The 11,868-nt window shown below is 71.3% G+C and carries 6 protein-coding genes; 3 read left to right on the top strand and 3 right to left on the bottom strand.

All coding sequences use genetic code 11. The annotated features are described in order from the left end of the window. Positions 1 to 42: 42 nt before the first annotated feature. Entirely contained in the window at positions 43 to 957 is a 915-nt protein-coding gene (locus ACZ31C_RS06445) for a tetratricopeptide repeat protein (protein ID WP_465794472.1), read from the top strand. Positions 958 to 1,023: 66 nt separating this feature from the next. Continuing rightward, on the top strand, positions 1,024 to 2,280 hold the full coding sequence (locus ACZ31C_RS06440) for an arginase family protein (RefSeq protein ID WP_465794993.1): 1,257 nt from the start codon (positions 1,024 to 1,026) through the stop codon (positions 2,278 to 2,280). A gap of 4 nt (positions 2,281 to 2,284) precedes the next feature. On the opposite strand, the gene ACZ31C_RS06435 is transcribed toward ACZ31C_RS06440, so the two are convergent. Next, the gene (locus tag ACZ31C_RS06435) at positions 2,285 to 4,237 is read right to left on the bottom strand and encodes a penicillin-binding transpeptidase domain-containing protein (RefSeq protein ID WP_465794471.1); all 1,953 of its coding nucleotides are present in this window, start codon (positions 4,235 to 4,237) and stop codon (positions 2,285 to 2,287) included. Between the two features lie 289 nt (positions 4,238 to 4,526). Between ACZ31C_RS06435 and ACZ31C_RS06430 the strand changes: the two genes are divergently transcribed. Next, positions 4,527 to 9,581, top strand: coding sequence for an NAD-glutamate dehydrogenase (locus ACZ31C_RS06430; protein ID WP_465794470.1), 5,055 nt, complete (start codon positions 4,527 to 4,529; stop codon positions 9,579 to 9,581). Between the two features lie 64 nt (positions 9,582 to 9,645). On the opposite strand, the gene ACZ31C_RS06425 is transcribed toward ACZ31C_RS06430, so the two are convergent. Beyond that, complete coding sequence (locus ACZ31C_RS06425) at positions 9,646 to 10,371, bottom strand: class F sortase (protein ID WP_465794469.1); 726 nt, start codon at positions 10,369 to 10,371, stop codon at positions 9,646 to 9,648. Then, positions 10,355 to 11,371: a hypothetical protein gene (locus tag ACZ31C_RS06420; protein ID WP_465794468.1), complete on the bottom strand. Its 1,017-nt coding sequence runs from the start codon at positions 11,369 to 11,371 to the stop codon at positions 10,355 to 10,357. The genes ACZ31C_RS06425 and ACZ31C_RS06420 overlap by 17 nt, the downstream gene beginning before the upstream one ends. Positions 11,372 to 11,868 lie beyond the last annotated feature (497 nt).

Below are 11,868 nucleotides of genomic sequence, written 5' to 3'. Positions count from 1 at the left end.
CTGAACCTGAGTTCGGCAAATCGCGTGCGAGACTAGGTAACCATGAGCGACCCACGGATCACCTCGTCGATCTTCACCCGCGGCGCGGTCGACCTCAGCGCGTTGCGCCCCGCCGCGCCCAGCCCCACCCCGGCACCGGCCCAGTCCGGCCCGCCCGCCGCCGCGCCCGGCAACCCCGTCGGCGGCGGCGTCACCGTCATCGACGTGACGGAGGCGACCTTCCAGTCCGAGGTGCTGGAGCGCTCGCTGACCACACCCGTGGTGGTGGACTTCTGGGCCGAGTGGTGCGAGCCGTGCAAGCAGCTCTCCCCGGTGCTGGAGCGGCTGGCGGCGGAGGGCGGCGGCGCCTGGGTGCTCGCCAAGGTCGATGTGGACGCCAACCCGCGACTGGCCCAGATGTTCCGCGTGCAGGGAATCCCGATGGTGTACGCGGTGGTCGGCGGGCAGCCGGTCGACGCCTTCTCCGGCGTGGTCCCCGAGGCGCAGCTGCGCCAGTGGATCCAGGCGGTACTCAAGGCCGGCGGCGTGGCCGTGGCCGAGCCGGAGGACCCGCGCCTGGACGAGGCGGACGACGCCCTGATGACCGGCGACCTGGACGCCGCCGAGCAGGCGTACCGCAAGATCCTGGCGGAGACGCCGGCGGACGCGGCGGCGGCGGCCGGACTGGCCCAGGTCGGGTTGGCCCGCCGGGTGGCCGGTGCGGACCCGCAGGCGGCGCTCGCCGCCGCCGCGTCCGACCCCGACGACGTCGAGGCGCAACTGTTGGCCGCCGACATCGAGGTGCTCAGCGGGCTGGCCGAGCAGGCCTACCAGCGGCTGGTCTCGGTGGTCCGGCGGACCGCCGGGGAGGACCGGGAGAAGGTACGCCAGCACCTGGTCGGCCTCTTCACCATCGCCGGTCCGGAGGATCCGGCGGTCGCGTCGGCGCGTCGGGCCCTGGCCAGCGCCCTGTTCTGAGTCACTTACCACGCCTGCGCGGGCCGGCGTGATGCCGGCCCGCCCGACACCGGAGGACGGGAGCCCATCATGCGCCGGATCGCCGTCCTCGACGCGCCGAGCAACCTCGGCCTGCGTCCACCCACACCCACCTCGGTGCCGGGCTGCGGCAAGGCCCCGGGAGCGCTGCGTGACCAGGGCCTGCTGCCCCGGCTGCGGGCTCGCGACGCCGGTCACCTGACCCCGCCCCGGTACGACGCCGGGGACTGGCGGCCGGGCGACGGGGTGTGCCACGCCCGGGAGATCGCCGACTACTCGGTGGGACTGGCCGACCGGATCGGCGCGATCATCGACCGGGACGAGTTCCCGGTGATCCTGGGAGGCGACTGCTCGATCATGCTCGGCTCGGCGCTGGCCATGCACCGGCTCGGCGAGGCGGTGGGCGGCCGGATCGGCCTGGTCTTCGTGGACGGGCACTCCGACTTCCGGCACCCGGGCAACGCCTCGTACGTGGGCGCGGCGGCCGGTGAGGACCTCGCCCTGGTCACCGGCCGGGGCCAGGCCGACCTGGCCGCCATCGAGGGGCGACGCCCGTACTTCCGGGACATCGACGTGGTGGTGCTCGGCATCCGTGCCCAGGACGAGTACCGGCTGGACCTCCAGGCCGCCGGGATCCTGACCCGGCCGGTCCCGGCGCTGCGGGCCGAGGGCGCCGCCCGTACCGCCCAGTGGGCGCACGAGCAGCTCGCGGACTGCGCCGGCTACTGGGTGCACGTCGACGTGGACGTCCTCGACCCGGCCGTGATGCCGGCGGTCGACGCCCCCGACCCGGGCGGGATCGCCTTCGCCGAGCTGGAGATCCTGCTCGCCGGGCTGGTCGACACCCCGCACTGCCTCGGCGTCGAGCTGACCGTCTTCGACCCCGACTACGACCCGGACGGCGCGTACGCAGCCGAGATCGTCAACACGTTGGTGGCCGGGCTGCGCCCGGTGACCGCGCCCGGCTCGATGCCGCCCCGGCTGCGTCCGGAGACCGTCGAACGTCCCGCTCCGGCACCGCGCCGGAGCGTCGACCCGGCCGACGTGCCGTCGGCCGGACCGCTCCTGGTGGCGGCGGCACCGGTCTCCGTCGGCCCGTCGGCCGCCGCGCATCCGGGTGGCCCGGAGGAGGACGTCCGAACCGACCGGGGACCGGAACCGGGCGTGGTCGACTGGGCGTCAGATTCGGACGTGGCCCACCCGGAGCCGGACGTCGCCGACCCCGACGAGGACGGGTGCGACGACGTCGACCCGGCCGGCGACGTCACCCGGCCTTCGTCGGCGCCGGGCGGCCTGACCGCCTGAGCGGTCAGCGGGACAGGGCGCGCAGGAAACGCTCGGCGATCGGCACGGCGGTGCCGCTGCCCGAGCCGCCCTTCTCCACGAAGACGGCGAAGGCGACGTCGCCCTGCCACCCGACGAACCAGGCGTGGGTGTTCTCCGGGTTGTCGTCGTACTCGGCGGTGCCGGTCTTGCCGTACACGGGCCCGCCCGGGGCGTCCTTCAAGGCGGTGCCGGAGCCGCTGGTCACGACCTCGCGCATCATCTCGCGGACCGCCGTCACCGCCTCGGCGTTCAGCTCCGGGCCCGGCTCGGTCGCCCCCTCCGGGGCGGGGTCGAGCACCAGCTTCGGCGGGGTGAAGCCGCCCTTGGCCACCGCCGCGGTCGCCGCCGCCATGGCCAACGGACTGACCAGGGTGGTGCCCTGGCCGATCGCGGCGGCGGCCTGTTCGGTGGCGCCACCGTTCGCGGAGACCTTGCCGGTGAAGGCGTCGAGCCCGACCGTCCACTGGCCCTCCAGGCCGAGCGTCCGGCCGGTCGCGGCCAGCCCGTCGCCGCCGAGCTGCGGTGCCAGGGCGGCGAACGTGGTGTTGCAGGACCGGGCGAAGACGGTGCGGAAGGGCACCTCGCCGAGGGCGAAGTCGTTCGAGTTCTTGAACGACCGGCCGTCGACGACCTGGGTCTTGGGGCAGTCGACCCGGGTGTCCGGGGTCACCGCGCCGCGTTCCACCAGCCCGAGCGCGCTGACCATCTTGAACGTGGAGCCCGGCGGCACCTGCGCGGTGAAGGCCAGGTTCTCCCCGGCGGCGCCGGGACCGTTGGCGGCGGCGAGCACCGCGCCGTCGCCGATCCGGACGGCGACCAGGGCGGAGCGTCGCCGCTCGCCGCGCAGTGCCTGGTCCGCCGCGTTCTGGGTGCTCACGTCGAGGCTGGTCCGCACCGGCTCGCCGGGCCGTGGGTCGTGCGTGAACAGTTCGGTGCCGGTGGGCTCCACCGTGCCGGCTCCGGACGCCCGCTTGACCACCACGGTGAGGCCCGGCGCGCCACGGAGCCGCTCGTCCCAGCGTCCCTGCACCCCGCCGTGTCCGACCAGGTCACCGGGGGAGTACCGGTCGGGGAACTCCTTCAGGTCGTCGGCCTGGGCCGGACCGACCGTGCCGAGCACCGCCCGGGCGAACTCCCGGGTGGGGGCGAGGTCCAGCTCGTCGGTGGAGAAGACGGCCCCCGGCAGGTCCCTGATCCGAGACCTGATCTGCCGGTACGCCTCCTCGCGCAGCGTGACGACCTCGACGAACGCGTCCGGCTTCGCCTCGTCCAGCCGCTTGGCCAGACCGGACAGGTCGACCGGCGGGGTGATCGCCGGTCGGATCGCCCGGAACGCCGCGTCCAGTTCGCGGGTGACGGCCTTCACGTCGGTCACCGCGCGGGGCTCCAGCCCGACCCGGACCACCGCACGCGGGGCCACCAGCGGCGCGCCCGCACCGTCGAGCACGCCGGCGCGGGGCGCCGGGTCACGCCGCAGACCGAGCCGGTCGCCACGGGTGAGCTGCTCGGCGAGGACCTGCGGCTCCCAGATCACCTGCCAGTCGTCGTCGCGTCCCTTGACCAGCCGAACCGGCCGGTCGTACGTCCACGTGACGTCGCCGGGCAGCGTCCACTCGACCCGGATCGTGCTGGTCGCGGTGTCCTGTTCCACCGTGGGTTTGCCCTGCCGGCTCAGCTTGGGCGGCGTCTCGACCAGTTCGCCGGAGAGCTCCCTGATCTCCCGGGCGACGTCGGCAGCGGGCAGCCGACTACCGGTCGGGTCGACGAAACCGACCGCCTGGAGATCGCCTGTGGGCCAGCCGGCGAGGAAGGCGTCCACGCTGCGCTCCGGGCCGTCCTCACCGGAGCAGGCGACCAGAGTGGCCGAGATCACCAGGCAGGCGGCAAGGGCAGCCAATCGTGACGAGGCGTGACGTTTGCGGTACGCACGGTGCATCGGGCTGGTGTCCTCCTGCTCGGGCTGCCCTGCACGCTAGTACGCCCCGACACCTGGGGCTGCCCCGCCGTACCCCTTGCGGTGAAAGACGGGACCGCGCTCGTGTGATGAACAACATCTGGCGGGGTACTCCTGATCCGGCCGAACCTCGTACCGCAACGTGCGAAAGGACGACGTCACGCACCGGAAGTCCGGCTGGTGGTACGCCGACGGGCCGACCGGTCGGTCTGGCCTAGGCTGGGCGGCGAGAGTGACCCACAACGCGGTGGGTCGAGGGGAGTGGCACCGAATGGACCGGCGTCCGGCGATCAAACCGGGACCCGACCTCCGGCAGGATGACACCGGCCGGGACGACAGCTTCGACACGGCGACCGACGGAGACGGCTACGGCCGACTCGACACAGGAACGACCGGGATGACCGGTTCGAGCATCGACACCCTCTACGACCTGGGCCTGCCACCAGAGGCGTTGGCGGACGACGTGGAGGACGCCGAACTCGACGAGCCGGTGCCCAACGCCGAGCGGTTGGTGGCCCATGCGGTCGCCCTGGCCGGCGACGACCACGACGCGGCGACCCTGGTGGGTCGGTTCTGGCGGTTCGCGCCGGACGAGGAGCTGATCGGCTTCACCGCCGAGGAGATGCTCGACGCCGCACGCGCCCACCGCCAGCTCGCCGAGCAGCGGGTGCCGGGCGAGTTGAAGCTGCGGATCCACTCACCCGACGCCGAGCAGCACCACAGCGTCGTGGAGATCGTCACCGACGACATGCCGTTCCTGGTCGACTCGGTGACCGCCCTGCTCAACAGCCACCACCTGGACGTGCACCTGCTGGTGCACCCGCTGGTCGTGGTGCGCCGGGAGCCGCTGGGACGACTGGTCGAGGTCGCCGCCGACGTGGAGCCGGACGACGCGATCGACGGCGACCTGGTCGAGAGCTGGATGCGGATCGAGATCGACCCGGTCCGTGACCCGGAGGTGCGCGACAAGCTGCGCCGCGAGTTGCAGCGGGTGCTCACCGACGTGCGCGAGGCCGTCGAGGACTGGCCCAAGATGCGCCAGCGGGCCCTCGCCCTCGCCGACGAGCTGGCCGCCGCGCGGACCAGCGACAACCGGCCGCCGGTGCCGGAGAAGGACATCACCGACTCGGTCGAGCTGCTGCGCTGGCTGGCCCACGACCACTTCACCTTCCTCGGCTACCGCGAGTACCGGCTGGTGCAGGACTCGACCGAGGGCGGGCCGGCGCTGGAGGCGGTGCTCGGCACCGGGCTGGGCATCCTGCGGCAGGACTCGCCGGAGGCGCGGGCGCTGTCGTCGATGACGCCCGAGGCGCACGAGAAGGTCACCGAGAAGCGCCTGCTGATCATCACCAAGGCGAACTCGCGGGCCACCGTGCACCGCTCGGCGTACCTCGACTACATCGGCTTCAAGATCTTCGACGCCGACGGTCGGGTGGTGGGCGAGCGGCGGTTCCTCGGCCTGTTCTCCACCGCCGCGTACCGGACCAGCGTGCAGGAGCTGCCGGTGGTCCGACGCAAGGTCGCCGAGGTGCTGGACCGCTCCGGACTGAGCCAGCGCAGCCACTCCGGCAAGGACCTGTTGCAGATCCTGGAGACGTACCCGCGCGACGAGCTGTTCCAGATCAAGACCGACGACCTCTACCACGCGGTGATCGGCGTACTGCGGATGGCGGGTCGCCGGCAGCTGCGGGTGTTCCTGCGCCGGGACGCGTACGGGCGGTTCATCTCCTGTCTGATCTATCTGCCCCGGGACCGCTTCACCACGCAGAACCGACTACGCATGCAGGACATCCTGCTGCGTGAGCTGAACGGTGTCGGGGTGGACTACACCACCCGGGTCACCGAGTCGATGCTGGCCCGGGTGCACTTCATCGTGCGTACCGACCCGAGCAGCCCGCCCGGGGACATCGACGCCGACCTGCTCGCCGAGGAGCTGGCCGACGCCACCCGGCTGTGGGACGACGACTACCGGCTGGTGCTGGAACGCAAGCTCGGCGACGAGCAGGCCAAGCACCTGTTCGCCCGGTACGCCGACGCGTTCCCGGAGGGCTACAAGGACGGGCACACGCCGTACGAGGCGATGAAGGACCTGGCCAAGCTGGAGCTGCTGGAGGAGTCCGGCCAGCTCGAGATGCACCTGTTCCGCAAGCAGCCGTTGCCGCGTGCGGTCGTCCGGTCCGCCGACGTCGACGAGTCGATGGACGTCCGGTTCAAGGTCTACCGCTACGGCGAGCCGATGATGCTCTCCGCGGTGCTGCCGGTGCTGCACTCGCTCGGTGTGAAGGTGGTCGACGAGCACCCGTACGAGGTGGAGCGGGTCGACGGCCGGATCTGGCTGTACGACTTCGGGCTGCGTCTGCCCGAGGGCCACCAGGAGCTGGCCGAGGTCCGCCCGCACGTGGAGAACGCCTTCGCGGCGGCGTGGCGGGGCGAGGCCGAGGTGGACGGCTTCAACGAGCTGGTGCTGCGCGCCGGGCTCACCTGGCGGCAGGTGGTGGTGCTGCGGGCGTACGCGAAGTACCTGCGCCAGACCGGCACCGTCTTCTCCCAGGACTACATGGAGTCCACGTTCATCGCGTACCCCGTCATGGCCACGCTGCTGGTGCGGCTCTTCGAGGCGCGGTTCGAACCGGGGACGCTCACCGCCGAGCAGCGGGAGGAGCGGGCGGCGGAGCTGGTCTCCGAGATCGACGCCGCGCTCGACGACGTGGCCAGCCTGGACCAGGACCGCATCCTGCGGGCGTACCTGAACCTGATCCAGGCCACCCTGCGGACCAGCTTCTACCAGAAGCCGATCGGCGGGCGGCCCAAGTCGTACGTGGCGTTCAAGCTCGACCCGCAGGCCATCCCGGACCTGCCGGCGCCCCGGCCGAAGTTCGAGATCTTCGTCTACTCGCCCCGGTTCGAGGGTGTGCACCTGCGGTTCGGGCCGGTGGCCCGGGGCGGGCTGCGCTGGTCCGACCGGCGGGAGGACTTCCGGACCGAGGTGCTCGGCCTGGTCAAGGCGCAGATGGTCAAGAACGCGGTGATCGTGCCGGTGGGCGCCAAGGGCGGCTTCGTGTTGAAGCAGAAGCCGGGCGACCGGGACGAGGCCGTGGTCTGCTACAAGGAGTTCATCTCCGCGCTGCTGGACGTCACCGACAACATCGTGGCCGGTGACATCGTGCCGCCCGACGACGTGGTCCGGCACGACGGCGACGACCCGTACATGGTGGTGGCGGCGGACAAGGGCACCGCGACCTTCTCCGACATCGCCAACGAGATCTCCGTCGCGCACAACTTCTGGATGGGCGACGCGTTCGCCTCCGGCGGTTCGGCGGGCTACGACCACAAGAAGATGGGCATCACCGCCCGGGGCGCCTGGGAGTCGGTCAAGCGGCACTTCCGCGAGCTGGGCCACGACACCCAGAGCCAGGACTTCACCGTGGTCGGCGTCGGCGACATGTCCGGCGACGTGTTCGGCAACGGGATGCTGCTCTCCGAGCACATCCGGCTGGTGGCCGCCTTCGACCACCGGCACATCTTCCTGGACCCGAACCCGGACGCGGCCACCTCGTTCGTCGAGCGCAAGCGGCTGTTCGAGATGTCCCGTTCGACCTGGGAGGACTACCACGCCGAGCTGATCTCGGCCGGCGGTGGCGTCTACCCGCGTACCGCGAAGTCGGTGCCGGTGTCGCCGCAGGTCCGCGCGGTGCTCGGGCTGCCCGACGACGTGACGCAGATCAGCCCGCAGGAGTTGATGAAGGCGATCGTCACCGCACCGGTCGACCTGTTCTGGAACGGCGGCATCGGCACCTACGTCAAGGCCTCCACCCAGACCAACGGCGAGGTGGGCGACAAGTCCAACGACGCGATCCGGGTGGACGGGCGCAACCTGCGCTGCCGGGTGGTCGGCGAGGGCGGCAACCTGGGCTTCACCCAGCAGGGCCGGATCGAGTACGCCCAGTCGGGCGGCCGGATGTACACCGACTTCATCGACAACGCGGCCGGGGTGGACTGCTCCGACCACGAGGTGAACATCAAGATCCTGCTGAACACGGCGGTGGCCGACGGCGAGTTGTCCGTCCCCGAGCGGGACGACCTGCTGGCCCGGATGACCGACGAGGTCGCCGAGCTGGTGCTGCGGGACAACTACGACCAGGCCCGCGCGATCAACAACGCCCAGACGCAGGCCGCGTCGCTGCTGCCGGTGCACCGACGGATGATCACCCACCTGGAACGCTCCGGCGAGTTGAACCGGGCGCTGGAGGCGTTGCCGCCGGACGAGGAGCTGGCGGTACGCGCCGAGTCCGGGCTGACCGCGCCGGAGTTCGCGGTGCTGCTGGCGTACGTGAAGATCGCCCTGGAGAAGGAGATCATCGCCGAGGGGTTGGCCGACGAGGAGTGGACCAACGAGGTGTTGGTCAACTACTTCCCGACCCCGATGCGGGAGCGGTTCGCCGACCGGATGGAACGGCACCGGCTGCGTCGCGACATCGTGACCACGGTGCTGGTCAACGAGGCGATCAACCGGGGCGGCATCTCGTTCGTCTACCGGGTGGTCGAGGAGACCGCCGCCACCGCCGCCGACGTCATCCGGGCGTACGTGGTGGTCCGCGAGGTGTTCGGGTTGCGGGAGGTCTGGGACGCCATCGAGGCCCTGGACAACCGCGTCGACCCGGAGTTGCAGACCAGCGCCTACCTGGACACCCGGCGGCTGCTCGACCGGGCGGTGCGCTGGCTGGTCACCAACCGGCGCTCGCCGCTGGACGTGCCGGCGGAGATCGCCCGGTTGCGTGAGGGCGTGTCGGAGCTGCTGCCGAAGCTGGAGACGCTCTTCTACGGCACCGAGCGGGAAGGCATCGCGGCGCACATCGACTCGATGACCGAGCGGGGCGTGCCGCGTGAGCTGGCCGAGCGCAACACCCGCCTGATGTACAGCTTCGGCCTGCTGGACGTGGTGGAGACCGCGACCGGCAGCAGGCGGGACGTGAGCGAGGTGGCCTCGGTCTACTTCGTGCTCTCGAACCGGTTCCGGGTCGACTCGCTGTTGTCGAAGATCTCCCTGCTGCCCCGGGAGGACCGCTGGCAGACGCTGGCCCGGATGGCGCTGCGCTACGACCTGTACGCCGCGCTGGCCGCGCTCACCGGGGAGGTGCTCGACTCCACGCCGGGTGATCTTTCGCCGTCGGAGCGGGTGCAGCAGTGGGAACAGTCGAACGCCACCTCGATCCACCGCGCCGAGCGGGCGATGGGGGAGTTCGACGAGTCCCGCGCCGACCTGGCCGCGCTCTCGGTGCTGCTGCGCCAGATCCGCACGCTGGTCCGCACCTCCTCAGCAAGCTGAGATGTAAGGAAGGGCCCCTTTCTAACGCCTCGTGCATAGGAAGGGGCCCTTCCTAACGTTCCGGTCAGCTCGCCAGCGAGGCGAAGACGATCACATTGTCCGGGTAGTCGCCCTTGGCCTCGTCGAACTGGCCGCCGCAGGTGATCACGCGCAGCCCGGGCCGGTCGGACGGGCCGTACACCTGCTCGGTGGGGAAGGCGTTCTTGGGGTGGGCGGCCACCGAGTCCACCCGGAAGTCGACCGAGCCGCCGTCGGCCCGGCTGACCGTGATGACGTCGCCGGGTTGCAACGCGCCGAGGGAGAAGAACACGGCCGCGCCGATCGCGGCGGAGTCCACGTGTCCGACGATCACCGAGTTGCCCACCTCGCCCGGGCTGGGCCCCGGCTCGTACCAGCCGGCGAGCATGGCCTGGTCCAGTGGGGGGACCTCCACCGTGCCGTCGGCGTTGGTGCCGAGCATCATGATCTTCGCGTTGACGCCGATGCGGGGAATGGTGATCGTGGTCGGGGCGGACCGGGGCAGCCCGGTCGCGGGGCGGGTCGCGCCGGAGTCACCGTCGTCGAGGTCCGCGTCGTCGATTGGTACGGACGCACGGGGCTCGGGGGTGCTCGGCCCGGCCTGTGCCAGGGGCTGCGGTGGACGTACCGGCTCGACGGGCCGCAGTGCCGCGCCGACCAGCCCGGAACCCACCATGGCCAGCAGCACGACGACGGCGGCGCCGACGGCGCGCCACGGAGAACCGTGACGGCCGCCGGCCCGTCTCGCCGTCGCGTCAGGCCGCGAACTCATCGGTCCGGCGCCGACGCATCAGCACGAGGCCACCGAGGGCCGCCGCGCCGACCATGCCCGCTCCGGCGGTGGCCAGGCCACCGTTGGCGCCGGTGGCGATGCCACCGTCTCCGCCGTCGACCCCACCGCGCGGCAGGACCACCAGCTCACCGACGCCGCAGGAGCCCTTCAGCTCGTACGTGCCGGGCTTGGCGTCCTTGGCGACGCGGGCTTCGCCGTAGTAGACGAAGTCCTTCTCGTGCTCCCAGCGGTCACCCGAGTCGTCCTTGCCGTGCTCGCCCGACCAGTCACGCTCGCTCGACCGCTCCCACTCGCGCTCGCCCTCGCTCGACCAGTCCTTCTCGCCGGACGACTCGTGCTCGTTCTTGCTCGACCAGTCCTTCTCGGACTTGGCGTCGCGCTCCTCCTCGGCGGACGGGGCCTTGTGGTCCCGCGCCCCCTCCGCGTCCTGGCCGTGCTCCTCGGCCTTCCAGTCGCGGTCCTTGCCACTCTCGTCGGCCGCGTCGGCCGCGCCGCCGCCGGTGCCCTTGGACTCCGGCGCCGACTCGGTCTCGCCCGACCAGTCCTTGCCACCCGAGCGGTCCTCGCCGCCGGACTGCCAGTCCTTGCCGTCCTGCGAGTCCTTCTTGTCGTGCGAGTCCTTCTCGTCCTGCCAGTCCTTGTCGTGCTGCGAGTCCTTGCGGTCCTCCCAGTCCTTGCGGTCCTGTTTCCAGTCCCGGTCGCCACCCTTGTCGCCCTGGTCGCCGTCCTCGTGGGCCGATTCGAGCTCGACCTTGCCGGTGACCTTGGACCAGACGAAGGGGTGCTCCTGCGCCTCTTCGCAGATCTGCACCAGCTTGACCTCGTCGCCGGGCTTCACCGCGTGCGGCTTGGCGAAGACCTTGCCCTCGTCCTCGGGACCGTGGCCGTCGGCGAGCGCGACCCCGGGCGCGAACACCAGCAGGGAAGCCCCGCCGAGGGCGGCACCCGCAACGACCTTCCCCAGCATCTTCTTAGCCATGACCTGTGTCACTCCATCCCTGGTTGTCCTGCGGCTCGCACAAGCGAGCCAGAACTGACGTTAGACCGTTTCACGGCCTATGAAGGGAAAGATTCGTGTTCTGGCATTTGTGCGTTTTACCCCCTCGGTAGGGCTCTGCTGAGGGAGCCGTGCCGGGGTGTCGCCGGTGGAGTGGTTCCACTCCTGGTGACCGGCAGACGCTCATTCAGTGGCGGTATGTCACGAGGCGGGTCAGGTGGGCCGGGGTAGGGTTTCGAAAATATCGAACCATTGCCATGGAAGCGCTCCCATGCAAGAATCGCTGCACGCGGTGATCGGAGCCACACCGCACAGGCAGGTATCGAGGGCAGCCGGTGTCACCGGACGACCACTTGCCGTCGACCGGGTTTACCGGTCGTGCACCACCACCAACGCCCGCCCGGGTCGGGCGCTCCCGAAGAATCCCGTTGGCATCGGCGGTCGTCCGTGTAGGACGTCCCTCGGACGCCACGTGCCGG

This window comes from Micromonospora sp. NPDC023869 (assembly GCF_055559695.1).
This window is presented reverse-complemented; position numbering and strand designations above follow the sequence as displayed.

Excerpts from the sequence above, each read along its gene's own strand:
- ACZ31C_RS06445 (WP_465794472.1), top strand. The coding sequence starts at position 43 with ATGAGCGACCCACGGATCACCTCGTCGATCTTCACCCGCGGCGCGGTC.
- ACZ31C_RS06420 (WP_465794468.1), bottom strand. The coding sequence starts at position 11,371 with ATGGCTAAGAAGATGCTGGGGAAGGTCGTTGCGGGTGCCGCCCTCGGC.
- ACZ31C_RS06435 (WP_465794471.1), bottom strand. The coding sequence starts at position 4,237 with ATGCACCGTGCGTACCGCAAACGTCACGCCTCGTCACGATTGGCTGCC.
- ACZ31C_RS06425 (WP_465794469.1), bottom strand. The coding sequence starts at position 10,371 with ATGAGTTCGCGGCCTGACGCGACGGCGAGACGGGCCGGCGGCCGTCAC.
- ACZ31C_RS06430 (WP_465794470.1), top strand. The coding sequence starts at position 4,527 with ATGGACCGGCGTCCGGCGATCAAACCGGGACCCGACCTCCGGCAGGAT.